Here is a 26,966-nt window from a genome sequence, read left to right as displayed (position 1 = left end):
ATCCTCGATCAAATCGAATCAGATATCAGCAGCGGCAGACCGAATCAGCGGTTCTGCGTGTCCGGCCGAGCGGCGGCGGAAAAGCCTGTTTCGCCCGCTTCAGCCTTAGGTTTCGCACCCTTCACCACCACGATTCTCCCATCGGGATCCGTGTGGCTGGGGGCGAGCTCGACCTCGAGTGTCCAGCCTTTGGCCGCGTCGGTCAATTCGCGCGTTGCATCCTTCCCCTTCAGAAAGACGCCAAGCGCGCCGGCTGCAAGGAAGGGAGCGGCAAGGTCCAGAAGTTTAGGCAGGGGTGCAAGGGCGCGGGCCGAGACAACATCGCAACCCGCGGCGAGCACAGAGGCCACCTTTTCGATGCGCTGCGCGTGAACCTCGACCGGCAAGCGCGCGAGGCGGCTGGCTTCGCGCAGAAATGCCGCCTTTCGCGTATCGCTCTCAACAAGGTGCACCTGCGCACCCTCACGGTCCGCCAGGACAGCGGCGACAACAAGGCCCGGAAAGCCGCCGCCGGATCCAAGATCCACCCAAATGCGTGCGGTGGGCGGAGCGAGCTCGACCACCTGGAGGGAGTCGGCAATATGCCGGCGCCAGACTTGGGGCAGGGTGGCAGGGGCGACGAGATTGATCGTCCTTTGCCACTTGGTCAGCAGCTCGACGAGAAGCGCGAGTCGCTCGAATGTTTCACGTGAAACAGACTCTCGCACGCGCCGTTGCTGCGCCAAGTCGTCCATGCCGACGTCCCTCTCCCGCGCCAAGCCCTTGCACCTTTCCGTGTGGAGCGATTCAGCCAAGATCCTTCACGGCTGCCTTTGCAGAAGACCCCACCCCACGTCGGGCATGTGTCGCCAGCAAGGCGAGCGCCGCCGGAGTCATGCCCTCAATACGTCCCGCCTGACCAACTGTGCCAGGGCGCACGCGCGCGAGCTTCTGCTTCAGCTCATTGGATAGGCCTGGCAGCGTGTCATACGCAAGCTCCTCCGGCAGCCGCAGCCCTTCGTCACGTCGCAACACCGCAATATCTGCCGCCTGCCGCTCCAGATAGACAGCGTATTTCGCGTCCACCTCAATCTGTTCCGCGATCCCGACATCAAGGCCGCGAAGCTCCGGCCAGATCCCCGCAAGGCGTTTCATGTCCACGTCCGGATACGCCAGAAGGTCGAACGCCGTGCGCCGCAGACCGTCCTTGTTCAGGTTCAGGCCTTGGCGCGCGGCCTCGTTCGGCGTGAGGCTCAGCGATCGTGTGAGATGGAGCCCCTCCGCCAGCCGGGCCTGCCGCGCCGCATACACGCGCGACCGCTCTTGGCCAACCAGCCCCAGTCGCTCGCCAAAAGCCGTCAGCCTCTGATCCGCGTTGTCGGTCCGCAGCGTCAGCCGATATTCCGCGCGCGAGGTGAACATGCGGTATGGCTCGCTGACACCGCGCATTACCAGATCATCCACCATCACACCCAGATAGGCCGTCGCCCGGTCCAGCTGGATGCCATCCTGGCCGCCCGCGCGCCGCGCGGCATTCAGGCCAGCCAGAAGGCCCTGCGCCGCCGCTTCCTCATATCCGGTCGTGCCGTTGATCTGGCCCGCCAGAAAAAGCCCTTTCACCCCCCGCGTCTCGAGCGTGGACGCCAGCTCGCGTGGATCAACATGGTCGTATTCAATCGCGTAGCCAGGGCGCAGCACGCGGACCTGCTCCAGCCCCGGGATCGTCCTCAGAAATGCGTGCTGCACGTCCTCCGGAAGCGAGGTCGAGAGCCCATTGGGATAAACCGTATCGTCATCCAGTCCCTCCGGCTCCAGGAAGATCTGGTGCCCATCACGGTCGCCGAACCGGACGATCTTGTCCTCAATGGACGGACAGTAACGCGGGCCGGTGCTTTCAATGCGGCCGGAGTACATGGCGGATCGAGACAGGTTCGCACGGATCAGCTCATGGGTGCGCGCCGTCGTCCGGGTGATGCCACACTGAACCTGCGGATTTGGAAGCACAGTGGTGAGGGCGGAAAAGGGCTCGGGCGGGTCATCGCCCGCCTGCATCTCGAGGCTTGCCCAATCGATGGTACGCCCGTCGAGCCGCGCCGGCGTGCCGGTCTTCAGACGGCCCAGGGTCAAGCCCAGGCGGGTGAGGGCAGGGGAGAGGCCGAGGGCGGGCTTTTCACCGATCCGTCCGGCTGGGAAGCTGACATCGCCCATATGGATAAGGCCGTTGAGGAAGGTGCCCGTCGTGAGCACCGCCGCTCCCGTCGTCAGGCGCCGCCCGTCCGCCAGCCGCACGGCCACCAGCTGCCCAGCCTGCACCTCAAGGTCGTCCGCCTCTCCTTCCAGGATCACCAGACCAGAGGTTTCCCGCAGCGCCTGCTGCATCGCGCGGGCATACAGCTTCCGGTCCGCCTGTGCCCGCGGGCCCCGCACGGCCGGCCCCTTCCGGCGATTAAGCACCCGGAACTGAATGCCGCCGGCATCCGCCACGCGCCCCATGAGGCCGTCCAGCGCATCAATCTCCCGCACTAGATGGCCCTTGCCGAGCCCACCAATCGCGGGGTTGCACGACATTGCACCGACAGTCCGCGCATCGTGGGTTACAAGCGCAGTCCGCGCGCCGGCCCGCGCTGCAGCGGCCGCTGCTTCGCAGCCGGCGTGGCCGCCGCCGACCACCACCACGTCAAACGTGCTCCCGGTCTCACCAGGCAAGAGAGCGCAGGGCTCGGATTTGTTCATCATGAGTCTTGGAAACGCCGTTGGCAGCTGCGCGTCAAGCGGTCGCTCGATCAAATCCGCATTTGGCGGGGCGCGATGTTTCACGTGAAACAGCCGATGGTCGGCGCCCACGCACTGCTACTTCCCGATACAGAAGGTGGAGAAGATGTGCTCCAGAACGTCCTCAACGTCGATACGCCCAATGGTGCGATCCAGCGCTCGTGCGGCCAATCGCAATTCCTCCGCCTGAAGTTCGTCGCTGACCCAAGGGTTTTCCACCACCGCCCTCAGATAGCCCAGCGCCAAATCCAGCGCACGGCGTTGCCGCTCCCGCGTGATCAATGCCGGCTCGCCTCCAACCAGCGCTTCGAGCAAGCCACAGACGACACCCAACAGAGCTTCGAGGCCGGCTTCCTCATTGGTCGACAGCGCAATCCACCCCGAAGGGCACACGCCCCCAAGATCCATCTTGCTCCGAACCAGAACCGCGTGACCCAGCCCTGGTGGAGGGGGCGCCGCATCATCCGAAAGCCAGAGCACGAGCTGAGCTTCCTCCGCTCGGGCGAGAGCGCGTCGCACGCCTTCGCTCTCCACCTGATCGGCGGTCTCACGCAGACCCGCCGTATCGAGCAGCAGCACCGATTGGCCGGAAAGCTCCAGATGCACTTCCAGCACATCCCGGGTCGTCCCGGCGATGGGCGAAACGATCGCGACATCCCGTCCCGCCAGCCGATTCAGCAAGCTTGATTTTCCCGCATTCGGCGGCCCGGCGATGGCGATGGTGACCCCATCGCGAACCCGCTCACCCCGCTGCGAATCCCTCAAGGCCGCTTCCATATCCGCGACCACGGGCGCCAGGGCTTGCCGTACATCGTCCTTCAAGCGGTCTTCGACATCTCCCTCATCGGCGAAGTCGAGCCCCGTTTCCGTCATGGCCAGCGCCCAGAGCAGAGCGCCACGCCAGTTTTCCACCCGCCGCGACAAAGCCCCGGAAGCCTGGGCCAGAGCCTGCCGGCGTTGCGCCTCGCTTTCAGCCGCGATGAGGTCGGCCAAGCCCTCCACCTCGGATAGGTCCAGCTTGCCGTTTGCATGCGCCCGCCGCGTGAACTCTCCAGCCTCCGCCGGCCGCAAACCTGGCACCGCGGACAGCGCCGAGAGAACAGCCGCCACCACGGCACGACCGCCATGCAGATGCAGTTCTGCAATGTCCTCACCCGTCGCGCTCGCCGGGGCAGGGAAGAAGAGCTGCAAGCCGCGGTCCAGCACTTCGCCCCGGCGGGGGTCGCGCAGAGCGCCATAGCGTGCCTGTCGCGCCGCCGGCACTTCGCCACACAGAGCCAGCAGAGCATTCCGCGCAGCAGGACCGGAGATGCGCACCACCGCGACCCCGGAAGGAAGCCGGCCAGACGACAGGGCAAAGATCGAATCGGCCGCCATGGTCCCTCGCTCCAGTTTCAAGAAACACCGAGTAACAGTGCAAAGGGTCGTGCAGCCAACCGGGATCCGTCGATCCTTCTCGGATCCTGTCCCGCAATGACAACCCTCCGAACCGATCTTCGTCCCGATGACCGCGAACTTGCGTGGCCGCCATGCCGTGACGCTGGGATAACCGCTGAGATCGGCAATGACGGCGGAATGCCCCTCAATTTCCTGATCCGCAGCCGCGATCTTAGGCCATATACCCTCAAATCGAATAAGACCGTCACAGGCGGCAATCCTGGTCTCCGCGACGCAGACATCGAATTCGTTGCGATCTTGCCGCCAGAGGCGTTCCTATTCGATCGACTTTTTCGGGCAATATCAGAAAAACACACCTATTAGATGCGCCGCCGGTTGTGCTGAGGTGTTTCAGCTCTGGCTGACCTCGCCGTCGCCACCGGGCGCGTATTTGAGCCAGAGTGCCTTCTCCCCCAACGCCGCGACGAACGCCGCATGCGCTTCGGCTTCGTCCGCGCTCACCCGGGGCGGCAGAGCGGTGGGTCGCGGGCGGGCGGCCTTAGCCTCCACCACCAGCCGCGGCGCCTCACTCTCTTCCTGCACTAGGCCGATAAGACTTGCCTGCCGGCCACCGAGCAACTCGCTATAGACCTCGGCAAGAAGCTCCGCATCGAGCAGTGCCCCGTGCTTCACCCGGCGGGAGCTGTCGATGCCGTAGCGGTTCATCAGGTCGTCGAGCCTGTTGCTCGCACCCGGGTGCTTGCGCCGCGCCAGCGCGAGCGTATCCACAACCCGATCACGCAAAATTGCCGGTCGACCGAGCCGCGCGAGCTCCGCATTCAGAAAGCCGATGTCGAACGCGGCATTGTGGATGACCAGCGTGTCGTCGGCGATGAATTCCAGGAACTCGTCCGCCACGGCGGCAAACACCGGCTTGTCCGACAGGAACTCGCTGGAGAGGCCATGCACGTTGAAGGCCTCCTGCGGCATGTCCCGTTCGGGATTGATGTAGACGTGATAGACCGTGCCGGTGAGGATGCGGTTGACCATCTCCACGCAGCCGATTTCCACCAGCCGGTCACCCCCATTGGCCTCAAGGCCCGTGGTTTCGGTGTCGAGCACGATCTCCCGCATGGTGGTCTTCCTTCGTCAGATCTGCGGCCGCCGCCGCCCGGGTCCGCTCAAGGCGCGCATGATGCCCGCCACCTGGTGGCGTGCCGCCTCGAAGCCGCGTCCCGTATCGATGATGAAATGAGCCCGCCGGCGCTTCTCCGCATCGGGCATCTGCTTTGCCAGGATGGCCTCGAACTTTTCCATCGTCATCCCAGGCCGGTCCAGCACACGGCCGCGCTGCACCTCCGGTGGCGCACTCACCACCGCCACCGCATGGGTTCGCCCCATGGCGCCCGTCTCAAACAGAAGAGGAATGTCGAGGACACAGAGCCGCGCGCCACTCTCCCGCGCCCGATCCAGAAACGCCTTCTCCTGCGCCCACACCAAAGGGTGAACGATGGCTTCCAGTCGCGCCATGGCCTGCGGATCGTTCAGAACCCGCCCCGCCAGCGCAGCGCGGTCGATGATCCCATCCCGAACCACACCGGGAAAGGCGGCCTCCACCGGCTCCACCGCATCTCCCCGATAGAGGCTGTGCACGGCGGCGTCCGCGTCATGCACCGGCGCGCCAAGGCTGCGGAACATGGCAGCGGTCGCGGATTTGCCCATGCCGATGGAACCCGTAAGCCCGAGAATCCACATGGCGTCACGCCTCCAACTGGCCCTTCGCCTTCAGGTCCGCCACCAGCACGTCCCGCAAGCCGGACGTGACCTGCGGCCGCACGCCGAACCAGCGCTCAAAGCCGGGAACGCCCTGGTGCAGCAGCATTCCCAGCCCATCCACGGTGCGCAGGCCGCGCGCCTCAGCCGCCTGCAAAAACGGCGTCTTCAAGGGAACGTAGACGATATCCGTCACCACCGCGTCCGCCCGCAGGGGCCGAAGATCAAGATCCAGCGGATCGGAGCCCTTCATGCCGAGGGAGGTGCAATTCACCACCAGATCTGCGTCGGCGAGCGCTCCCCCCACATCGCAAAGCGCCAGCGGCCGCACCCGTCCGCCATAGGGCGCTGCCACCGCCTCCGCCCGCGACAGGGTACGATTGGCGAGCATGATCCGCTCGAAACCGCGACTGACCAATGCGTGGACAACGGCACGGGAGGCGCCGCCGGCCCCAACGACCACCACGCTTCCCCGCCGCCCATCCCACCCCAGCGCACCGGCATCGAGATTGGCCAGGAAGCCATAGCCATCCGTATTGGCGCCATGGAGCCGCCCGCCTTCCAGCCACAGCGTGTTCGCCGCGCCCAGGGCAGCCGCGCTCTCGTCCGCCTCATCGAGAACAGAGAACGCCGTCTCCTTGTTCGGCAGCGTCACGTTGCAGCCCACATAGCCGCGCTCGCCCAGGCTGCGGTAAAACGCCGCCGCGTCCGCCGGCTGAACCTCTTCCCGGCCGTAGGTGCCATCAATCTTGTAATGGGCCAGCCAATAGCCATGCAGCAAAGGCGAACGGGAATGGGCGATGGGAAACCCGGTGACGCACGCACGAATGGTCACGGCAACATGCCCCGCTCGCGGAAGAAAGGCAGCAGCTGCAGCAGCGGCAGCCCCAGAATGGTGAAGTGGTCGCCCTCCACCTTGGTGAAGAGATGAACACCCACCGATTCAAGCTGATAGGCCCCCACCGAGGTCAGCACCCTCTGTCCCGCCGCCGCCAGATAGGTATCCAGCATGTCCTGCGTGAGGGTGCGCATGGTGAGATAAGCGTTCACCACCGTCTCGAACGCCAGCTCTCCGTCGATCACCACCGTCACCGCCGAATGCAGCGCATGGGTCTTACCGGACAGGCTCATGAGCTGGGCCCGGGCGGCCTCCACCGTCTGCGGCTTGTGAAAAATCTCGCTACCAAGAGCCAGGGTCTGGTCGGCGCCCAGCACCACGCGTCCCGGCGCCGCCACCGCGCCAGCCGCGGCCTTCGCCCGCGCCAGCATCAACGCGATGCGGCTGGGATCAAGTTCCCGCGCCTCGGCCTGGAGCGCACGCTCATTGACGTCGATGGACACGGTTTCCACCGGCATTCCGGCATGCACCAGAAGGCTCAAGCGGGTGGCGCTTTTCGAGGCCAGCACCAGCGACTGCTCGCCGCGCCACAGGGTCTTGTTTTCCATTATCTCAGGTCTCGGCGATGGCTCTGCGGCGACGCTCATTGAACAGCGCCAGGATGGTGGCCGCCGTTTCCTCGATGGACCGGCGGGTGACGTCGATGAGGGGCCAGCCGTTGCGCGCGCACAAGCGGCGGCAGAAGGCGATTTCCTCCGAAACTGCCTGCCGGTCCGTATAGGAGGTACCTGTGTCCGCCGCATTCAGCCCCAGAAGGCGGTTCTGGCGGATCTCGACGATGCGCTCCGGGCTCGCCACCAGACCCACCAGAAGCGGCTTCTTCAGCAGCTCCATCCCCGGCGGCAGCGGAACATTCGGCACCAGCGGGATATTGGCGGTCTTGATGCCGCGATTGGCGAGATAGATGGAGGTCGGCGTCTTCGAAGTGCGCGACACGCCCAGAAGGACGACATCCGCATTCTCTAGATCGTCGGTCATCTGCCCGTCATCGTGCATGACGGTGAAATTCAGCGCGTCGATGCGCTTGAAATAGCCCGCATCAAGAGAGTGCTGCCCGCCGATGCGCGGCGTCGGCTCGCCGCCGAGATAGGATTGGAACAGCCGCACGATGGGCGCCATGACCGACAGATAGGGCACGCCCAGGTCCTGGCAGCTCTGCTTGAGCTTGGAGCGGATCTCGTTGTCGACCAGCGTGTAGAGCACGATGCCCGGATTGGCCTCGATCTCGCTCAGCACCCGGTCCAGCTGCTTCATGGAGCGGATCAGCGGATAAACATGCTCGATGGCGAGCACGTTCGCATACTGGGCGCAGGCCGCGCGGCCCACGGTGATGAGGGTCTCGCCCGTCGCGTCGGACACCAGATGCAGGTGAAAATAGCTTTCGCTCGGAGCTCTCGTGGGCGTCACTTTATCCACCACCGCTGTGGAAGGCTGTTGAAGAAGGCACGCTCCCTTCGCCGACGCAAGATCGGCCTGGGGAAAGGGGGCATCGCCATCCACATTTCGACTCGAAAGGAGAGATTCAGAACCCCTCCTGTGGGCCAATGTGAATATCTCATGCCACCTCCCGCGTTAATCCTTTGTTAACCGGCCTCCGCCGGCCCTCGCGGGTGCGGCAAATGCGGTATCTGAATCGGGATGGCGTGTGGATTGGTTGTCGATGGCGCTGCGACTGGTTAATCAACCGTAAAGACTCTAAAGACTCTCTCTTTAAATAAGACTCTCATTGATTGTAGGCATGGGATGAGCCGCTCTCCGGCGACGCGATCGCCCTTTCTCGCCGTCCTGGACGGAACTCCGCTGAACCCGCCTCCGCTCTGGATGATGCGACAGGCCGGCCGCTACCTTCCCGAATATCGCGAGGTGCGGGCCATAGCCGGGGACTTCCTCACCCTGTGCTACACGCCCAAGCTCGCCGCCGAGGTGACGCTCCAGCCCATCCGCCGCTACGGTTTCGACGCGGCCATCATCTTTTCGGACATTCTGGTGGTGCCCCACGCGCTCGGCGTCGGCCTCACCTTTACCGCCGGAGAGGGGCCGCGCCTGGAGCCGGTGGACAATGCCGCGCGCATTGCCGCCTTGCCCGATCGGCTCGACCCCGCGCGGACCGAGCCGGTCTACGAAGCGGTCGCGGCGGTGCGCGCCGAGCTCCCTCTGGAAGTGGCGCTGATCGGCTTCTGCGGCGCGCCATGGACGGTGGCCACCTACATGGTGGCGGGGCAGGGCACTGCCGACCAGGCGCCGGCCCGGCTATTGGCGCTGCGCGAGCCGGCGGTGTTCCAGGCGCTCATCGACCGGCTGGTGGAAGCGTCCATCACCCATCTGTCGGCTCAGGTGCGCGCGGGTGCCGACGCGGTGCAGATTTTCGACACCTGGTCCGGCGTGCTCGATCCCCTCTCCTTCGAGCTGTGGTGCGTGGAGCCGCTGAAGCGCATCGTTGAAGGGCTGAAGGCGGAGCACCCCCATGTGCGGGTCATCGCCTTCCCCAAGGGCGCCAGCATGGAAGCCCTGGAACGCCTTGCCCAGGTGGGTATCACCGCCGTGGGGCTCGACTGGACCGCGGATCGCTCTGCCGCCCGCGCTCGGCTCGGCGCCCGCGTGGCACTGCAAGGCAATCTGGACCCGCTGCGCCTGATCGCCGGCGGCGCGGCCCTGGAGGATGAAGTCCGGCGGATCCGCGCGGATTTTGCCGGCTGCCGTCACATCTTCAATCTCGGCCACGGCATCCGCCCCGAAACCCCGCTCGCCCATGTGGACGCGCTGGTGGCCGCGGTGCGCGCGGCGTTCTGAAGCGCTTCCAAGCGGCGCGGGAGCCGGTTTGCGTGAAGGACACGCGCCGGAACAAACGGATCGATCGCTTCTGCGTTTCCATGAACGGCTGAAGCGGTCTCAGTTGGCCAAGCAATCGAGGAGCAGCCATGCTCTATCTGTGGATCAAGGCCTTGCACATCATGGCCGTCATCGCCTGGATGGCGGCGCTGCTCTACATGCCGCGCCTGTTCGTCTATCACGCCATGGCCCCGAAGGGTTCGGCCCAGTCCGAGACCTTCAAGGTCATGGAACGGCGGCTTTTGAAGGCCATCTCCACCCCCGCCATGGTGGTCACCTGGCTGGCCGGCTTGTTTTTGGCCTATGAGGGGGGCTGGTATACGGACGGCTGGTTCCACGCCAAGCTGGCATTGGTGCTGGCCATGTCGGCGGTGCACGGCTTCCAGGCCCGCTGGGTGCGCGACTTCGCCGCCGATGCGAACCAGCGGCCGGCGAAATTCTACCGCATCGCCAACGAAGTGCCGACGCTGCTGATGATCGGCATCGTCATCCTTGTGGTGGTTAAGCCGTTTTGATGATGCTTTATCCGAAGGAGGGACTTGCACACCGCGCGTGGTGTGCCTATCCTCCCGGTACTTTCCTCAACGCAGGCAAACGCGCTGGCTGAGGCTTGGGTCCTGGGTTCATCCATCGTGGCTCAAGCGCGCGCGTCAGGCGGAAGCCCTCGCTCCGGCGACTCCTGAAGACCTGCGATTCCCCGTTTCCTTCCTCACATGTCTGGCTCGCGGGCCCTCGCGAACCGACTCATCAAGACCTTAATCGAGGCTTTCCCATATGCGGGAAGTAAAACTTCAAGACCTGAAATCCAAAACGCCTGTCGAGCTGCTCGCCTTTGCCGAGGAGAACGAGGTGGAGAATGCGAGCACTCTGCGCAAGCAGGAGCTGCTGTTCGCCATCCTGAAGCAGCTGGCATTGAGCGAAACCGAGATCATCGGCGAAGGCGTGGTGGAGGTGCTGCAGGACGGCTTCGGCTTCCTGCGTTCTCCGGAAGCCAATTACCTGCCGGGTCCGGACGACATTTACGTCTCCCCCTCGCAGATCCGCCGCTTCGGCCTGCGCACGGGCGACACGGTGGAAGGGCAGATCCGCTCTCCCAAGGAGGGCGAGCGCTATTTCGCGCTGCTCAAGGTCAATACGATCAATTTCGAAGACCCTGAGAAGACCCGCCACAAGATCAATTTCGACAATCTCACGCCACTTTATCCCGACGAGCGGCTCAAGCTCGAGCACGAGGATACCGGCGGCGGCAAGAAGGACTTCTCGCCGCGCATCATCGATGTGGTGGCGCCCATCGGTAAGGGCCAGCGCGGCCTCATCGTGGCGCCGCCGCGCACCGGCAAGACGGTGCTGCTGCAGAACATCGCCAAGTCCATCACCGCCAACCATCCCGAATGCTACCTCATCGTGCTGCTCATCGACGAGCGGCCGGAGGAAGTGACGGACATGCAGCGCTCGGTGAAGGGCGAGGTGATCTCCTCCACCTTCGACGAGCCCGCCGCCCGCCATGTGCAGGTGGCGGAAATGGTCATCGAGAAGGCCAAGCGGCTGGTGGAGCATGGCCGCGATGTGGTGATCCTGCTGGATTCCATCACACGCCTGGGCCGTGCCTACAACACGGTCGTGCCGTCCTCGGGCAAGGTGCTCACCGGCGGTGTGGACGCCAACGCTTTGCAGCGCCCCAAGCGCTTCTTCGGCGCCGCGCGCAATATCGAGGAAGGCGGCTCCCTCACCATCATCGCCACGGCGCTCATCGAGACCGGGTCGCGCATGGATGAGGTGATCTTCGAAGAGTTCAAGGGCACCGGCAATTCCGAGGTCATCCTCGACCGCAAGGTGTCCGACAAGCGCGTGTTCCCGGCCATCGACATCACCCGGTCCGGCACCCGCAAGGAAGAGCTGCTGGTTCCCAGCGACACGCTCAAGAAGATGTATGTGCTGCGCCGCATCCTGAACCCCATGGGCACCGTGGACGCTATCGAGTTCCTGCTCGACAAGCTGCGGCAGACGAAGACCAACCAGGACTTCTTCGACTCCATGAACACCTGAGGATTAAGACCTCAGATGAACACTTGGCCGTCCGGCACGGACGTGCCGGGCTGTCGCGAACCAAGGCCGGCCTCGGGATTGTCAACTCCGGACATCCCCCGAGGCCGGCCTTTCGCATTGCGGGGGGAAGACCTATCTTCATCCTCAGAAGCCGGCGTTGCCGGCCCCCCGTTTTTTCAGGATCAGGCCATGTTCATTCAGACTGAAGCCACCCCCAATCCCGCCACCCTCAAGTTCCTGCCCGGCCGCCCGGTTTTGGGCGAGGGCGTGCTTGACGTGCGCAGCGCCGAAGATGCCGGCATGTCGCCGCTGGCGCAGCGCCTGTTCGAGGTGCGAGGCGTGGATGGCGTGATGCTGGGCCCGGATTTCGTGACGGTGACCAAGACGCAGGGTGATTGGCGGCAGATGAAGCCGGCCATTCTCGGCGCCATCATGGAGCACTTCATGTCTGGCGCGCCCATCGTGGCGGAGGGCGTGGCCCTTGACGCCAACGACCACGGCGATGAGTTCTACGACCGCGCCGACGAGGAAATCGTCGCCACCATCAAGGAGCTGCTGGATACGCGCGTGCGCCCGGCGGTGGCCAATGACGGCGGGGATATCACCTTCCGCGGCTTCAAGGATGGCGTGGTGTACCTCAACATGAAGGGCTCCTGCTCCGGCTGCCCGTCGTCCACCGCCACGCTGAAGAACGGCGTGGAAAATTTGCTGAAGCACTTCGTGCCGGAAATCCGCGAAGTGCAGGCGGCCTGAGCGGGCGCGCCGGTATCCTGTTCGCGTCGGAGGGAGCCGGGTGTTGCCGTCCGGCTCCGAAATTAACCTTTTGGCAAGGTGAGCGGGGCGGGTCCCCTTCCGTTTGCGCCGGATTCAGGCAATCGTGGCGGCAAGAGGGGCTTTTGCGTTCATGTTCGTCCTGGCCATAGATACAGCGCTTTCAGCGTGTTCCGCAGCGGTGCTCGACGCCGAGAGCGACAGCATCGTGGCCGGTGATTCGCTGCTCATGGAACGCGGGCACGCCGAGCACCTCATTCCTCTGGTGGAACGGGTGATGGGTGATGCCGGGCTCGATTTCGAGCATCTCGGGCGCATCGCGGTCACCGTAGGTCCGGGCAGCTTCACCGGGTTGCGCGTCGGCCTTTCGGCCGCCCGCGGCTTCGGGCTCACCGTGAACCGCCCGGTGGTGGGCGTGACGACCCTTGCCGCGCTCGCCGCGCCGTTCCTGGCCATGGATGATGCCGTGCCGGTGGTGAGCGCCATTGATGCCAAGCATGGCCACGTGTTCTTGCAGATGTTCGGGGTTGGCGGACGAACCCTTATCGCACCCAAGGTGACTTCGGTGCGCGAGGCGGCGCGGGCGGTGGCCATCGGCCCGGCCCGGCTGGTGGGTTCTGGCGCCGCAGTTCTGGCCGAGGCGTGGCCCGCGGGGGAAGCTGCCCCGGTTTCGGTGGATGAGGTGCCCGCTCCCGATGTGGCCTGGGTGGCGCGCCTTGGCGTGGCGGCGAACCCGGAGGCGGCGGAAGCCAAACCCCTCTATTTGCGGCCGCCGGATGCCAAGCCGCAGGACAAAGCCCGCATCGCGCGCCGATAATGTCCCTGATCGACTATTTCTTCCCCGCAACTCCGCCTTCGCTGCGCGCCGCCACGGTGGACGACGCAGCGGACCTCGCGACGCTCCATGGCGCCTGCTTCGCCCAGGGCTGGGCACAGCAGGAGTTCGAGCGCCTGCTGTCGGAGCAGGCCGCCCGCGCCCATGTGGCGAGCGCCGGCGGTCGCGGCGCGCTGCTGGGTTTCGTGCTCTCCCATGTGGTGGTGCCCGAAGCGGAGGTTCTCTCCATCGCGGTGACGAGTGACGCCCGTAATCGGGGCCTTGGGCGCGAGCTTTTGGGCTACCACCTCGCGCGCCTCGCCGCGGAAGGCGTGACGACCTCCTTCCTTGAGGTTGAGGAAGGCAACGAGCCCGCGCTAAAACTCTATGCGCGGACGGGTTATCAACAGGTCGGCCGCCGCAAGGGCTATTATCGGGGAACCGACGCCCTGTTGCTGCGGCGCGACTTCTGAGGGCTTCGGTCGCAGGCGCATCGCGACGGGCGAGACCCTCTTGCGGCAAAGCGTTCGCAGGGCGATAAGGCGTTCATGTCGCGCCGACATCCCGGAGGTGCCGCTTGAGCGGAAAAATCAGTGTCATCGAGGAAGCGTGCCTGGCCAAGGGCATGCGGATGACCGAGCAGCGTCGCGTGATCGCGCGGGTTCTCTCCGGCGCGGAAGATCATCCGGACGTGGAAGAGCTGCATCGGCGCGCCTCGGCCATCGACGACAACATCTCCATCTCCACGGTCTATCGGACAGTGAAGATGCTGGAGGATGCCGGCATCATCGAGCGGCACGACTTCGGCGATGGCCGTGCTCGTTACGAGCAGATGCCCGACGAGCATCACGACCACCTCATCGACATGAAAACCGGCAAGGTGATCGAATTCCGCTCGGAGGAAATCGAGAAGCTGCAGGAAGAAATTGCCCGCAAGCTGGGCTTCAAGCTGCGGGGCCACCGGCTAGAGCTTTATGCCGTGCCGCTGGATGACGACAAATAGAGCGCTTTCGCGCGAAGCGGGGTGCGGATCGCACGGGAAAAACGCGCACTTCACCAAGTTGGAGCAGGGCCCTGCTGCAGTGAAGTCGGGGCTGCTCTCGTGAGTTTTCAGGCAAGCCGAATTGCGGCTTTTGCACCGGGCATTGCAGCGTGATGAAGCGCTGAAACGCCTTTTTCCAGGCGATTCACGCACGCTTCAGGCTGCACCGGCGCGGCGAGGCGAAAATGATGGAACGCAGGCGGGGCCCTTCCGCCGTTGTGCCACAGGCACTGCCCGAGCTCGATCCACCCGCCCGGGCACGCCGGAAACGCGAAGGTGTGCCGGATCTCGGCCCGGAATGCCCGATCGCCACGCGGCTGCTGGATGGCCTGCGCATGGGCGCGGTGATGGCCGGCATCGGGGTCGTGACCGCCATTGGCATTCCGCTGCAGTGGCTGTCGCTGCGCATGGGCCTGCCGAGCCGGCGCGTCATTCCCATGCTCTACCACCGCATCGTGCTGCGGGCCCTCGGCGTGCGGGTCAAGGTGAAGGGCGCCGCGGATCCGCACCGGCCCCTTCTGATCCTGTCCAACCATACGTCCTGGCTCGATATCTCGGTGATCGGGTCGCTGACGCCGCTGTTCTTCGTGGCCAAGAGCGAGGTGGCCAGCTGGCCGCTCATCGGGCTGCTGGCCAAGTTCCAGCGCACCGTGTTTGTCGACCGGCAGAAGCGACACGCCACCGGTGACGTCAATCGGGAGATCGCCGAGCGGCTGGTGGATGGCGATCCGGTGGTGTTGTTCGCCGAGGGCACGTCCGGCGATGGAAACCGCGTGCTGCCCTTCCGCACCGCGCTGGTGGGGGCGGTGCGCGACGTGTTCGCGACCCACGACGAAGTGGTGGTTCAGCCGCTGGTGGTCGCGTACACGCGGCTGCAGGGGCTGCCTTTGGGGCGCAGCCGGCGTCACCTCGCCACCTGGTTCGGGGATATGGATCTGGCGCCCCATCTCCTCGAGGTGCTCCGCCAGGGGGCCCTCGACGTGGAGGTGACCTTTACGGAGCCGCTGCGGCTCGACGCGAGCCACGACCGCAAGAGCGTGACCCGCGGGGCCGAGGAACAGGTGCGCCGCCAGCTGGCAATGACCCTTGCCGGCCGGGATATATAGACGGCAAAATAAAATCATTTCCTTTGGAAAATGGGGAGCGGCCTTGACCATTCTAGCGGCAGTTGGCCTTGGCTATTGCGCCCGCCACCTCGTCACCACGCGTGGCGCGGCCTTTTCCGGTGTCATCGCGACAGCCCGTGGACCGGAGGGCATGGCGCGGATGCCGCGCGATGTGCAGGCCTTCCAGTTTGACGGCGAGACCCTTTCTCCGCAACTGGCGGAAGCGCTCGCGACTGCTGATGTGCTCATCGCCTCGGCGCCGCCCGATGCAGCTGGCGATCCGCTGCTCCGCCTGGCTGCCGAAGTGCTGGGCAGCGGCCGCCTGCGGCAGGTGATTTATCTTACCACCCTTGGTGTTTATGGCGACCATGGCGGCGCCTGGGTCGACGAGGCCACGCCCCCGCGCGCGGGCACGGGCCGTCTCGAGCGCCGCCTGCAGGCGGAAGCGGCATGGTTCGAGTTCGGCCGCCGGTACGGCAAGGCCGTGGCGGTGCTGCGTCTCGCGGGCATCTATGGCCCCGGTCGCAATGTGCTTGCGCAGCTCGCGGCCGGAGAGGCGAAAATCATCGCGCGCGCCGGCCAGGTCTTCAACCGCATCCATGTGGAGGACATCAGCCGCGCGATTGAGGCGGTGATGGCGCAAAACTTCACCGGTGTGCTGAACGTGGCGGACGACCTGCCCACCGCGCCCGGCGAACCGGTGATCTATGGCGCGAAGCTGCTGGGGTGCGAGCCACCGCCGATCGTGCCGTTCGAGGAGGCTGCCCGCACCATGTCGCCCATGGCGCTCAGCTTCTGGGGTGCGAGCAAGAGGGTGTCCAATCGGCGGCTGAAGGACGAGCTGGGCGTGGAGCTGGCCTTCCCCACCTATCGCGAAGGGCTCGATGCCCTGGCCTCCGCTGGCGAAGGCCGCGCGGTCTAGGGGCACCTCTGGGGGACGTACGGACCGGTTCGGTGTCTCGATGGAAACCGAAACGGCCTAGATGCGCTCAAACGTCAAATAGCTGGGAATGCGCCCGTCCTGGAGGGCTTTCGCCTCGTAGCGGGTGCCGGGCCAGTCGGCATAGGGCTGGGTCCAGTCGGCCGCGGCGCGGGCGGTCCAGCGGAAGGCGCCGTGGGCGCGCACCGTGGCCAGCGTCCAGCCCACATAATCGGTGACGTCGGACGCGACCCGGAACAGGCCGCCGGGCCGGATCACGCGGGCAAGGCGATCGAGATTGTCCGGCCGCACGAAACGGCGTTTCCAATGCCGCTTCTTAGGCCAGGGGTCGGGATAGAAGAGATCGGCGCCCGCGAGCACGCCTGTGGGCAGGCGTTCCAGCAAGAGGGCGGCATCGGCATCGAACAGGCGAATATTGTCGCGCTCGCTCTTCTCCAGATCCACCAGCATGCGCGCCATGCCGTTGATGAACGGCTCGACGCCGAGAAAGCCGGTGCGCGGGCGGCGCGCCGCATGGTCGATGAGATGCTCGCCGCCGCCGAACCCGATCTCCAGCCACAGGTCCTCCGGAACGAAGGGAAACAGGGATGCGGGCCGCTCTGCCTCGTCCAGGCTGAAGCGATAGCGGGGCAGCAGGCGGCCCATGGCGTCCTGCTGGGTCGCGCGCAGGGCCTTGCCGATGCGGCGTCCATAGAAGGCGCCGGGGCTCAAGGGGTCGGCGGCGGAGGGGCGGATATTGGGATTGGCCAAGCTGGAGCACTCGTCATGCCGCAGGGCATGGAAGTTTGCGAGGATGCCAGCGGAGCCTCCGTTCGCGACTCCACAAGCGGTCAGGGTTGAAAATAGCACCGCGCCGGTTTCGTTCCCGATGCCTGGGTAAGGCGTTGTGGGGAAGGCGCAACCGCCGGGCTGAAAAGCACATGGCCGGGACGGACCCGGCCATGACACGTTTGGCATCGCGCGCCGGTCACCAGACGCTTCGCGCTCAGGCGAAGGCAGACTTCAGTGCGTCCACGATGTCGGTCTTCTCCCAGGAGAAGCCGCCATCGGCCTCCGGCGGGCGACCGAAATGGCCGTAGGCCGCGGTGCGCGCATAGATGGGCTTGCACAGGCCGAAATGCTCGCGGATGCCCCGCGGACGCAGATTGACCGCCTCGCGCAGAACTGTCTCCAGCTTGGCCTCGTCCACCTGCCCGGTGCCGTGCAGGTCCACATAGACCGCCAGCGGATCCGACACGCCGATGGCGTAGGCGAGCTGGATGGTGGCGCGATCGGCAAGGCCGGCGGCAACCACGTTCTTCGCCAGGTAGCGCGCGGCATAGGCGGCGGAGCGGTCAACCTTGGTGGGATCCTTGCCGGAGAAGGCGCCGCCGCCATGGGGCGCCGCGCCGCCGTAGGTGTCCACGATGATCTTGCGGCCGGTCAGGCCAGTATCGCCATCAGGCCCGCCGATCACGAACTTGCCGGTGGGATTGACGTGCCACACCGTGTCCTTGGAGATCCAGCCATCGGGCAGGGTCGCGCGGATGTAGGGTTCGACGATGGCGCGCACGTCCTGAGAGGACAGGTGCTCGTCCAGGTGCTGGGTGGAGAGCACGATCTGCGTCACGCCGGCGGGCTTGCCGTTCTCGTAGCGCACGGTGACCTGACTCTTGGCATCCGGACCCAGCGCGGTGGTGGCACCCGAATGGCGCGCTTCCGCCAGGGTCTTCAGGATCTTGTGGGCGTAATAGATGGGAGCGGGCATCAGCTCCGGGGTCTCACGCACGGCGTAACCGAACATGATGCCCTGGTCGCCGGCGCCTTCGTCCTTGTTGCCGGCGATGTCCACGCCCTGGGCGATGTCGGCCGACTGGGAGTGCAGCACCACGTCGATGTCGGCGGTCTGCCAGTGGAAGCCGGCCTGCTCGTAGCCGATGTCGCGGATGGCAAGGCGCGCCACATGGGCGATCAGGTCATGGGTGATGGAGGCCGGGCCGCGGGTTTCGCCGGCAATCACCACCTTGTTCGTGGTCGCGAGGGTCTCGCAGGCGACACGGACCTGGGTCGGGTCGAAGCCTTCGGCCTCGGCAGTTCGGAAGAACGTATCGACCACCTCGTCGGAGATGCGGTCGCACACCTTGTCCGGATGCCCCTCGGAGACGGATTCACTCGTGAACAGGTAGGATTGACGCGCCATGTTTCGGCCTTTCTTGCGCCCGCACCGCGTTACGGGTGTTGCTTTTCGCAACGCGGCGGGGTGCGGTCAAGATCACCGAGGGAACAGCGTTCGTCAAATCGAACGTCAGCCTTCCGCCTCGCCAGCGATGGCGATGACGAGATCCACGATGCGGCGACGAACGCGGGCATCCTGGATGCGCATGAAGTTGCGGGTAAGGGCAAGTCCATCCGAAGTGGCGAGAAAGTCCGACACGTAAGCGGGGGACTGGGCCTCCGCAAAACCGTCGGGTTCCGGCCCCACGGTGGGAGCTCCCTCGAAAAAGAACGCCACGGGCACGCCCAGCACTATGGAGATCTGCTGCAATCGGCTCGCCCCGATGCGGTTGGTCCCCTTTTCGTACTTCTGAATCTGCTGAAACGTGATGCCGAGGTGCTCACCCAGTTTCTCTTGGCTCATGCTGATCATCATGCGACGCATGCGTACACGTGAGCCAACATGCTTATCGATAGGGTTCGGCGCCTTCTTGGCCATGGTCTCTCCGGCTATGTCGGAAAAGAGTATTGTTACTTCGCAATGCGAAGGCTGCCCTGATTGAGCGCGAACATAGGCATACAACGGGTGAGCGTCGATCAACTTTTGCGTGTAATACGCCTCGCAAGAGGTAATAGCGCAAGGAGAAGACTGAAAAATTGCACCCAAAACAGGAACGATCCTGCATGCAGTGCAGCAAGGGGAACCGTTTCCAGCGGTTGGGGCAACGGCCCGTCCACCACCACCCGCTCGCCCAGCGCTCCGTATGCGACGATTCGCCCCACTGGGTCGACGATGGCGGAAATGCCCGTATTGGCTGCGCGTACCAGAGGCAGGCCTTCCTCAACCGCGCGCAACCTTGCCTGGACAAAGTGCTGGTAGGGTCCCGGCGTGGTGCCGAACCATGCATCATTGGTCAGATTCAGCAGCAGACGTGGTCTTTTGCCTTCCGGAATCACGTTTCCAGGAAAGATAATTTCATAACATACCAGCGGCGCTGCGAGGGGCAGGCCGGGGACCTCCAGCGCCCGCAGCGACGCTGCGGAGGAAAATCCGCCGCGCACACGCGTGAGTTGTTCTATTCCTAAGCTCTCCAGGACATCCTGGAACGGCAAGTATTCACCGAACGGAACGAGGTGGGACTTGTCGGTGCTCAGCAAGACGTTCCCGTCGTGGTCGATCACGCGGACAGAATTGAAGAAGGGCGAATGCTGGCCCCTGGGCGGGGCGCCATAACGCACGGCGCCGGTCACCAGCGTGACATTCTGCGGCAGGGTGGCTGCGATCGCCGCGCCGGCCCACGGCTCGCGTTCATAGATGAAGGGCAGGGCGCTTTCGGGCCAGATCAGCACGCTCACGTCCTTCAGCCCGCCCGGATAGGTGGGCGAGGCCTCCGCGCTCTGCTGCAGGTAGCTCGCGAAGATCTCCTCGCGGCGTCCGTAGTTGAATTTCTGGTCCTGCGGCAGGGCCGGCTGCATGATCCGCAGATGCGCATCCGCGACAAAGCGGCTGGGGTTGGCGTTGAGGCGCGCCTCGCCCCACACGGCGGCACCCGCGATCACCAGCGCCGCTGCGGCGATGCCCATGAGGTTCCGGCGCCCGCCAGCGAGGCCGAGAACAGGTGTCGACAGCAGCAGCAGGGCGAAGAAGGTGAGCCCGTAAACGCCGATGAGCGACGCGCTCTGCATCAGCGGCAACGATTGCGCGAAGGCGTAGCCGAACGTGTTCCAGGGAAACCCGGTGAGCACGTGGCCTCGCAGCCATTCGGCAGCTGTGAACGCGAAGGCGAACGCAAACAGCCGCAGCGGCCCGTGCGACCACAGCAACCGGGCCACGACCGCACCGAACGCGGTGAACAGGCCGAGCCCGGCCGGCATGGCGAGCACCGCGAATGGCAGCAGCCAGGCGAACACGTCCGCTTCCACCAGGAAGGCGGCGCCGATCCACCACAGGGAGGCCAGGAAATAGCCGAAGCCGAATGCCCACCCCACGGCGGCGGCCGTCCGCAGGCGCGCCCATGGACGGCCCTGAATGCCGTCAATCATCAACACCAGGGCCGGGAAGGCGAGGGCGAGCACGGGCCACAGCCCGAACGGCGGCATGGCCAGCGCGCCGCTGGCCCCGGCGGCCATCGCCGCCAGCAGGCGCCGCCAACCGCTCAGGTCGCGCAGGCTCCGCAGGCGTTCGGCAAGACGCCCGCGCCAGCTGCGCGCGCGAGGTGACCCCAGAGGCGCGGCCGTAGTGGTGGATGTCATGGGAGACCCTGAATGGGCCGCTGGCGCGGCGTGGAAGCCGGCGGCGATGGCTTCAGCCAACCCCGCCGGGCGGCCGCCGCCGGTTATGCCTCTCCGGCGGCGACGGTGTCTTCAGTGCCGCTCGATTTTGGCGGCGGAATGATGCGGAGCTTCTTCACCCGGCGCGGGTCGGCCTCCACCACTTCCAGTTGGTACTGCCCGGGCAGGGTGATGACCTCTCCCGTTTCGGGAACGCGCGCAGCCAGGCGCACCGCCAGGCCGCCCATGCTGTCGACCTCCTCCAGCTCGTCTTCCGAGGCGAAGCCGGGGCCCAGGACCTCGACGATGGATTCAAGCGGGGCACGGGCATCGACCAGATAGCTGCCGTCCTCCTGGGCTTCCAGAAGGCTCTCGGCGGCCTCGTCGTGCTCGTCCTCGATCTCGCCGACAATCTCCTCCACCACGTCCTCGATGGAAACGAGGCCATCGGTGCCGCCGTATTCGTCGATGACGAGGGCGAGGTGGGTGCGCGCAGCCTGCATGGACACCAGCAGGTCCACCGCCGGCATGGAGGGCGGCACATAGAGCAGGCGACGGGTGAGGCCGGCCTCTTCCAGGGTGCTGTCGAGATCGACACTGGACAGGTCCAGCTTGGCGCCGGGCGGGCTCGAGGTGATGCCGCTGGCCAGGAAGCCGATCAGGTCGCGCAGATGCACCATGCCTACCGGATCGTCCAGTGTGTCATCATAGACCACCAGCCGAGAATGGGCATCTGAGACGAACACCTTCAGGAGCTCGCCCAGGGAAATGTCCTTGCGCACGGCGACGATCTCGGCGCGGGGCACCATGATATCGCCGATGCCCACTTCCTTCAGGTGAAGGATGTTGCGCAGCATCTTGCGCTCAGCGGGCGTGAATTCGCTCTCCTCCCCGGGTGCGCTCGACGCGTCCAGCACCTCCGTCAGGTCAGTGCGGAGCGAACCGTGCGGTCGGAACGTGCCGAGGAGGGCACGCAATCGATCGAGAAAACTTTGCGGCTCCGAGGAGCTGGTCTCGGTCGGTTGGTCGGTATTGGCCATGGCCTCTCTTCAGCTTCAGCCACCGTCCTGCGGCAGGCGATAGGGATCATCGATCCCAAGCCCGGCGAGGATCTGGCGCTCCAAGCCCTCCATTTCTTCTGCTTCGTCGTCTTCGAGGTGATCATACCCTAGCAAATGCAGGGTCCCATGCACCACCAGATGGGTGAGATGGTGCGCGATGGGCTTTTGTTCCAGCTCCGCCTCGCGCTTCAGCGTTTCATAGGCAACGATCACGTCGCCTAGGGGCTGGGCGGCCTCGTCAAGGTCCTCCGGCAGCTCGGGTGCCGGGAAGGAGAGCACGTTGGTGGCCTTGTCGATCTCGCGCCACTCGCGGTTCAGCACCTGGATGTGGGCGTCGTCGGTGAGGGTGATGCTCATTTCCGCCGGGGAAGGCACTTCCTCACTCACGGCCGCGAGGGCCGCCAGCGCGGCGCCCACGGCGATGCTCTCGGCGTCGGGCAGCTCGGACCAGAGGGCGGCTTCCACCTGCACGTCGATTTCGATGGCGTCGGGGGGCAGGGCTGCGGCCGTGAGCGTGGTGTCGTCCGGCATGGCTCAGCCCTCCGCGCGCAGGCTGCGCTGCGCGCCCGCCTGTTCATAGGCGGCGACGATACGCCCCACCAGCTCATGGCGCACCACGTCCTCGGCCTTGAAGGTGCACACGCCCACCCCTTCCACATTGCCGAGCAGGCCCACCGCCTCGGCAAGGCCCGAGGTTTGGGCGCCGGGCAGGTCGGTCTGGCTGGGATCGCCGGTGACGATCATGTGGGAGTTCTCACCCAGGCGGGTCAGGAACATCTTCATCTGCATGGAGGTGGCGTTCTGTGCCTCGTCCAGGATGACGGCGGCGTTGGAGAGCGTGCGCCCGCGCATGAAGGCGAGCGGCGCGATCTCGATCTCGCCCGATTGCAGCGCCCGCTCCACGAACGGCCGGTCCATCAGATCATAGAGCGCGTCATAGATGGGGCGCAGATAGGGGTCCACCTTGTCCTTCATGTCGCCGGGCAGGAAGCCGAGCCGCTCGCCCGCCTCCACCGCCGGCCGCGACAGGATGATGCGGTCCACCATGCGGCGTTCCAGGAGGTGCACCGCATAGGCCACCGCGAGCCAGGTCTTGCCGGTGCCCGCCGGGCCCACGCCGAACACCAGGGTATGCCGCTTGAGCGCGCGGATATAGGCATCCTGCGCGGGGGTGCGGGCGCGCACCGGGCGGCGGCGCAGCTGGATCTCGTCAAAGGTCTGGCGCTGGGCGGCGGGGTCGAAATCGAACAGCGAGCCCTGGGACGTGACCTCGCGAATCGCTCCGTCCACATCGCCCTGGGAGATGTCGCGGCCCTTCTTTAGGGCGTCGTAGAGGTGCTCCAGAACCGCTCTGGCCTGTTCGCAGCCTTCCTGGCCCCCTTCGAGGGTCACGTGGTTGCCGCGCGAATCCGCCTTCACGCCCAGCTTGCGCTCAAGCAAAGCGAGGTTGCGGCCGTAATGGCCAAAGAGCTGGGTCGCCAGCTGGTTGTCATCGAAGGCGAGCACCACATGGGTGGGGGTCTCGTCTTCCCTCAGGGCCCAGGGGGCGGTCACCGCCGCGCGGGCGGGGCCGGGCGCGGGTCGGTCCGGACGATCACGGTCGCTGCCGGGTCTGCGCAAGCTTCAGGCCTCCAAAGGCGCCAGGCTGTCGGTGGGGGCGCGGGAAGGGGCGACGCCCTCGCAACGCCCGGCGAGGCTGTTGGGCCCCACGTCGGTGATGGTGACGGTGATGATGTCGCCGATGCGGGCCGGCGGATCATTCACAACCACACTCTGGAGATAGGGCGAGCGGCCGATGAGCTGGCCTGCCTGCCGCCCGGGCTTCTCCAGCAGAATATCGAAGGTGCGGCCCGCGCACGCCGCGTCGAAGGCGGCCTTGGAGGCCTCCAGCTCCTTCTGGAGCACGGCGAGCCGCTCGCTCTTCACGTCTTCCGGCACCTGGGCGTCGCGGTCGGCGGCGGGGGTTCCGGGGCGGGGGCTGTATTTGAAGGAATAGGCGCTAGCGAAGCCGATGCGCCGCACCAGGTCCATGGTGTCCTCGAAATCGGCATCGGTCTCGCCCGGGAAGCCGACGATGAAATCCGACGACAAAGCCAGGTCCGGTCGTGCTGCGCGCATCTTCTCGATGATGGCGAAATAGTCCTCGCGCCCGTGCTTGCGGTTCATGGCCGCAAGAATGCGATCAGAGCCGGACTGCACCGGCAAGTGCAGATAGGGCATCAGCTGCGGCAGGTCGCGATGGGCGGAAATCAACCCATCGTCCATGTCGCGCGGGTGAGAGGTGGTGTAGCGCAGGCGGGCGAGCCCATCGATGCGCGCCAGCCGCTCCAGCAGGCGGGCCAGCCCGTAGGTGGACCCGTCCTCCCCCTCGCCATGGAAGGCGTTGACGTTCTGGCCGATGAGGGTGATCTCGCGTACGCCCTGGTCCACCAGCCGGGCCGCCTCGTCGAGGATGCGGGCCACCGGGCGCGACATCTCGGCGCCGCGCGTATAGGGCACCACGCAGAAGGTGCAGAACTTGTCGCAGCCTTCCTGCACCGTCACGAACGCGGCCGGCCCGCGGGAGCGGGTGACGGCCAGACTGGGCGCGGGAAGGTGGTTGAACTTGTCCTCCACCGGGAATTCGGTATCCACCATACGCTTGCCGGTCTTGGCCTCGGCCAGGAGCTCGGGCAGGCGGTGGTAGCTTTGGGGGCCCACCACGAGGTCCACCACCGGCGCGCGGCGCATGATCTCGGCACCCTCGGCCTGGGCGACGCAGCCGGCCACCGCGATCATGGTGTCGCTGGCCGCCTCCTGCTTGGCTTTGCGCAGGCGGCCCAGCTCCGAATAGACCTTCTCGGCGGCCTTCTCGCGGATGTGGCAGGTGTTGAGGATGACGAGGTCGGCGTCGGCCGGGTCCTGGGTCTCCTCATAGCCTTCGCGCGCCAAAGTGTCCGCCATACGCTGCGAGTCGTAGACGTTCATCTGGCACCCGAAGGATTTCACATAAAGCTTGCGGGGCTTCTGCATTGTCGCGTGTTCTGCCGGGTCAAGTCATCGCACATGGGCGCGACGTGATCGTGACGCCGGATCGGTTCGCCCCCTGGTTGACGTTGGATGGAATGATCCTACCGGCAAACAGGGGGTTTGGGAACTGCGGACCTGAGGGGCGAGGGCGGTGATCAGCGCGCGATCACTCCTCGCCGGAAACGCCGGCTTCCGCGAAGGTGGCCATGCCGCGATGGCAGGCCACCGCCGCCTTCACCACGCCGATGGCCAGTGCTGCGCCGGAGCCTTCCCCGAGCCGCATGCCAAGATCGAGGATGGGCTTCAGGCCCAGCCGGTCCAGCACCGCACGGTGGGCCTTCTCCGCCGACACGTGGCCGGCCAGGCAGTGGTCGAGGGTGGTAGGGTCGATGGCGTGGAGCACGGCGGCGGCGGCGGTCACCACATAGCCGTCGAGGATCACCGGCACCTTCTCGTGCCGGGCCGCGAGAATGGCGCCCGCCATGGCCGCGATCTCGCGCCCGCCGAGCCGGCGCAGCAGTTCGAGCGGGTCCTTCAGGTGGTCCTTGTGCAGGGCCACAGCCTCGCGCACCACCTCGATCTTGCGGGCCAGCACTTCGCCGGTGGAGCCGGTGCCCGCGCCCACCCACTCCTCGGCCGTCCCGCCATAAAGACCATGGCAGATGGCCGCCGCGATGGTGGTGTTGCCGATGCCCATCTCGCCCAGGCACAGCAGGTCCGAGCCGCCGGCGATAGCCTCCATGCCGAATGCCATGGTGGCGGCGCAGGCCTTCTCGTCCAGCGCCGCCTCGCGGCTGATGTCGGGGGTGGGAAAATCAAGGGCGAGGTCAAAGACGCGCAAGCCGGCGTCGAATGTGGCGCAGATCTGGTTCACGGCGGCCTTGCCGGCGGTGAAGGTGTCCAGCATCTGCCGCGTCACCGCGCCCGGATAGGGCGACACGCCGCGGTCGGCCACGCCGTGGGTGGCGGCGAACACCGCCACCATGGGCCGGTTGACCTGCGGCATGGAATTGCCCTGCCAGGTCGCCACATGGATGGCGATCTCCTCCAGCCGGCCCAGCGCGCCCGGCGGCTTCACCAGTTCGCCCTGGCGCTTCAGCGCCGCGCCGCGGGCCCCCTCATCGGGGCCGGGCATGGTGGCGATGAGGGCGCGGATGTCGTCGAAGGGAAGGCCGGTCTCGGGAGGATACATGGAAGGGTCCAGGAGCAGCGCGCGGAAAAAAGCGGGGCGCGGAACCGCGCGAACATGCGCGCTCAATAAAGCCCCGCGCGCCACATCGCAAATGGCGCGCGGGGCGTTTCACGGGCGGGGAACCGGAGCGCCGAGCTCCGGACCCTGCGTCAGGCCTCGCGAATGTCGTTGGCGGCGCGGGCCAGGATCTCGACGATGCGGGTTTCAGCCGAGCGGCTTTGCCCCAGCTTCTGCTGGGCCACGTCCCGCAGGTTCTCCACCGCCGCTTCCACCAGGCGGGGAAGCTCGGCGCCGCCATTAGGGCCGTTCTCGCTCCAGCCCATCCACTTGCGCACGCGGCTCATTTTCTCGCCGAGCTGGGACAGGCGGGCCAGGATGGCGTCGGCGAAGTCGCGGTTCTGGTCGAGATAGGCGGTGCCTTCCTCGGTGATGGAATAGAGCTTCTTGGCCCCGTCCGGCGTCGCGGTCACGTAGCCCGCCTCCTCCAGGAAGGTAAGAGTGGGATAAACCACGCCCGGGCTCGGGGAATACCAGCCGCCGGTCTTCTCCTCGATCACCTTGATGATCTCATAGCCGTGGCGCGGCTGCTCGGCGATGAGCGCGAGCGCCAGAACCTTCAGGTCGCCATGGGCGAGCATGCGGCCGATGCGGAACATATCGCCGCCTCCGCCGCCCCCACGCCCCCGGCCACCGCGCGGGCCGCGCATCTCACCCCGGTCGCCCATGTCGGCGAAACGCGCTTCGGCAAAATGGTCCTCACCAAAGCGGCGACCTTCTCGATGGGATCTGCATCCAAACATTTTTAGACTCCTAAGATGTATCTTTCGATATGACCTGAGTCGTTTGTATCTTTAGATATATCTCGCGTCAAGCGTTCACGGCCCGCCCGCGCC

At 65.8% G+C, this 26,966-nt stretch carries 27 protein-coding genes; 9 read left to right on the top strand and 18 right to left on the bottom strand.

Annotated elements, in window-relative coordinates; translation table 11 throughout:
- Positions 1-44: 44 nt before the first annotated feature.
- The 8 genes from rsmG to L0966_RS15305 form a co-directional block, all read right to left on the bottom strand.
- Entirely contained in the window at positions 45-734 is a 690-nt protein-coding gene (rsmG, locus tag L0966_RS15340; RefSeq protein WP_234052822.1) for a 16S rRNA (guanine(527)-N(7))-methyltransferase RsmG, read from the bottom strand.
- Positions 735-786: 52 nt separating this feature from the next.
- A complete protein-coding gene (mnmG, locus tag L0966_RS15335; protein WP_234052881.1) occupies positions 787-2,712 on the bottom strand; it encodes a tRNA uridine-5-carboxymethylaminomethyl(34) synthesis enzyme MnmG in 1,926 nt (641 codons plus the stop codon).
- A gap of 117 nt (positions 2,713-2,829) precedes the next feature.
- Positions 2,830-4,128 (bottom strand): tRNA uridine-5-carboxymethylaminomethyl(34) synthesis GTPase MnmE, encoded by a 1,299-nt coding sequence (mnmE, locus tag L0966_RS15330; protein ID WP_234052821.1) that lies wholly within the window; start codon positions 4,126-4,128, stop codon positions 2,830-2,832.
- Between the two features lie 411 nt (positions 4,129-4,539).
- Positions 4,540-5,262: a DNA polymerase III subunit epsilon gene (gene dnaQ / locus L0966_RS15325; protein WP_234052820.1), complete on the bottom strand. Its 723-nt coding sequence runs from the start codon at positions 5,260-5,262 to the stop codon at positions 4,540-4,542.
- 15 nt (positions 5,263-5,277) lie between these two features.
- Positions 5,278-5,883, bottom strand: a complete 606-nt coding sequence (gene coaE / locus L0966_RS15320) for a dephospho-CoA kinase (protein WP_234052819.1) — start codon at positions 5,881-5,883, stop codon at positions 5,278-5,280.
- Positions 5,884-5,887: 4 nt separating this feature from the next.
- Entirely contained in the window at positions 5,888-6,736 is an 849-nt protein-coding gene (locus L0966_RS15315; protein WP_234052818.1) for a shikimate dehydrogenase, read from the bottom strand.
- Complete coding sequence (locus tag L0966_RS15310; protein WP_234052817.1) at positions 6,733-7,347, bottom strand: Maf family protein; 615 nt, start codon at positions 7,345-7,347, stop codon at positions 6,733-6,735. Before L0966_RS15310 ends, L0966_RS15315 begins: the two co-directional genes overlap by 4 nt.
- Before the next feature lie 4 nt (positions 7,348-7,351).
- Positions 7,352-8,206, bottom strand: coding sequence for a pyruvate, water dikinase regulatory protein (locus tag L0966_RS15305; RefSeq protein ID WP_234052816.1), 855 nt, complete (start codon positions 8,204-8,206; stop codon positions 7,352-7,354).
- A gap of 336 nt (positions 8,207-8,542) precedes the next feature.
- Between L0966_RS15305 and hemE the strand changes: the two genes are divergently transcribed.
- The 9 genes from hemE (at position 8,543) to L0966_RS15260 (ending at position 16,329) form a co-directional block, all read left to right on the top strand.
- A complete protein-coding gene (gene hemE, locus L0966_RS15300) occupies positions 8,543-9,589 on the top strand; it encodes a uroporphyrinogen decarboxylase (RefSeq protein WP_234052815.1) in 1,047 nt (348 codons plus the stop codon).
- 128 nt (positions 9,590-9,717) lie between these two features.
- Positions 9,718-10,143 carry a protoporphyrinogen oxidase HemJ gene (gene hemJ / locus L0966_RS15295; RefSeq protein WP_234052814.1) on the top strand — a complete coding sequence of 142 codons (426 nt, stop codon included), beginning with the start codon at positions 9,718-9,720 and terminating at the stop codon, positions 10,141-10,143.
- A gap of 259 nt (positions 10,144-10,402) precedes the next feature.
- Positions 10,403-11,674 carry a transcription termination factor Rho gene (rho, locus tag L0966_RS15290; protein WP_234052813.1) on the top strand — a complete coding sequence of 424 codons (1,272 nt, stop codon included), beginning with the start codon at positions 10,403-10,405 and terminating at the stop codon, positions 11,672-11,674.
- Positions 11,675-11,863: 189 nt separating this feature from the next.
- Positions 11,864-12,427: a NifU family protein gene (locus L0966_RS15285; RefSeq protein WP_234052812.1), complete on the top strand. Its 564-nt coding sequence runs from the start codon at positions 11,864-11,866 to the stop codon at positions 12,425-12,427.
- A 151-nt stretch (positions 12,428-12,578) separates the two neighbouring features.
- The gene (tsaB, locus tag L0966_RS15280; RefSeq protein WP_234052811.1) at positions 12,579-13,262 is read left to right on the top strand and encodes a tRNA (adenosine(37)-N6)-threonylcarbamoyltransferase complex dimerization subunit type 1 TsaB; all 684 of its coding nucleotides are present in this window, start codon (positions 12,579-12,581) and stop codon (positions 13,260-13,262) included.
- Entirely contained in the window at positions 13,262-13,732 is a 471-nt protein-coding gene (locus L0966_RS15275) for a GNAT family N-acetyltransferase (RefSeq protein WP_234052810.1), read from the top strand. Before tsaB ends, L0966_RS15275 begins: the two co-directional genes overlap by 1 nt.
- Positions 13,733-13,884: 152 nt before the next feature.
- Positions 13,885-14,262, top strand: a complete 378-nt coding sequence (locus L0966_RS15270; RefSeq protein ID WP_234052880.1) for a transcriptional repressor — start codon at positions 13,885-13,887, stop codon at positions 14,260-14,262.
- Positions 14,263-14,579: 317 nt separating this feature from the next.
- Complete coding sequence (locus L0966_RS15265) at positions 14,580-15,407, top strand: lysophospholipid acyltransferase family protein (RefSeq protein WP_234052809.1); 828 nt, start codon at positions 14,580-14,582, stop codon at positions 15,405-15,407.
- A gap of 43 nt (positions 15,408-15,450) precedes the next feature.
- Complete coding sequence (locus L0966_RS15260; protein ID WP_234052808.1) at positions 15,451-16,329, top strand: NAD-dependent epimerase/dehydratase family protein; 879 nt, start codon at positions 15,451-15,453, stop codon at positions 16,327-16,329.
- A gap of 57 nt (positions 16,330-16,386) precedes the next feature.
- On the opposite strand, the gene L0966_RS15255 is transcribed toward L0966_RS15260, so the two are convergent.
- The 10 genes from L0966_RS15255 to L0966_RS15210 form a co-directional block, all read right to left on the bottom strand.
- Positions 16,387-17,097 carry a tRNA (guanosine(46)-N(7))-methyltransferase TrmB gene (locus L0966_RS15255; protein WP_234052807.1) on the bottom strand — a complete coding sequence of 237 codons (711 nt, stop codon included), beginning with the start codon at positions 17,095-17,097 and terminating at the stop codon, positions 16,387-16,389.
- Positions 17,098-17,332: 235 nt separating this feature from the next.
- Entirely contained in the window at positions 17,333-18,526 is a 1,194-nt protein-coding gene (metK, locus tag L0966_RS15250; RefSeq protein ID WP_234052806.1) for a methionine adenosyltransferase, read from the bottom strand.
- Between the two features lie 105 nt (positions 18,527-18,631).
- Positions 18,632-19,039, bottom strand: a complete 408-nt coding sequence (locus L0966_RS15245; RefSeq protein ID WP_234052805.1) for a helix-turn-helix domain-containing protein — start codon at positions 19,037-19,039, stop codon at positions 18,632-18,634.
- 98 nt (positions 19,040-19,137) lie between these two features.
- The gene (gene lnt, locus L0966_RS15240) at positions 19,138-20,670 is read right to left on the bottom strand and encodes an apolipoprotein N-acyltransferase (RefSeq protein WP_234052804.1); all 1,533 of its coding nucleotides are present in this window, start codon (positions 20,668-20,670) and stop codon (positions 19,138-19,140) included.
- Positions 20,671-20,876: 206 nt separating this feature from the next.
- A complete protein-coding gene (locus tag L0966_RS15235) occupies positions 20,877-21,851 on the bottom strand; it encodes a hemolysin family protein (RefSeq protein WP_234052803.1) in 975 nt (324 codons plus the stop codon).
- 15 nt (positions 21,852-21,866) lie between these two features.
- A complete protein-coding gene (ybeY, locus tag L0966_RS15230) occupies positions 21,867-22,403 on the bottom strand; it encodes an rRNA maturation RNase YbeY (protein ID WP_234052802.1) in 537 nt (178 codons plus the stop codon).
- Positions 22,404-22,406: 3 nt separating this feature from the next.
- On the bottom strand, positions 22,407-23,426 hold the full coding sequence (locus L0966_RS15225) for a PhoH family protein (protein WP_234052879.1): 1,020 nt from the start codon (positions 23,424-23,426) through the stop codon (positions 22,407-22,409).
- A 69-nt stretch (positions 23,427-23,495) separates the two neighbouring features.
- Positions 23,496-24,884 carry a tRNA (N6-isopentenyl adenosine(37)-C2)-methylthiotransferase MiaB gene (gene miaB, locus L0966_RS15220; protein ID WP_234052801.1) on the bottom strand — a complete coding sequence of 463 codons (1,389 nt, stop codon included), beginning with the start codon at positions 24,882-24,884 and terminating at the stop codon, positions 23,496-23,498.
- A gap of 163 nt (positions 24,885-25,047) precedes the next feature.
- Complete coding sequence (gene cobT, locus L0966_RS15215) at positions 25,048-26,073, bottom strand: nicotinate-nucleotide--dimethylbenzimidazole phosphoribosyltransferase (RefSeq protein ID WP_234052800.1); 1,026 nt, start codon at positions 26,071-26,073, stop codon at positions 25,048-25,050.
- A gap of 149 nt (positions 26,074-26,222) precedes the next feature.
- Positions 26,223-26,729, bottom strand: a complete 507-nt coding sequence (locus tag L0966_RS15210; RefSeq protein WP_370640751.1) for a PadR family transcriptional regulator — start codon at positions 26,727-26,729, stop codon at positions 26,223-26,225.
- Positions 26,730-26,966 lie beyond the last annotated feature (237 nt).

Source organism: Xanthobacter sp. NM-59 (assembly GCF_021401125.1).
Lineage (GTDB): Bacteria > Pseudomonadota > Alphaproteobacteria > Rhizobiales > Xanthobacteraceae > Xanthobacter.
Note: the sequence above shows the minus strand (reverse complement) of the source record. Positions and strands in the feature narration are given on the sequence as shown.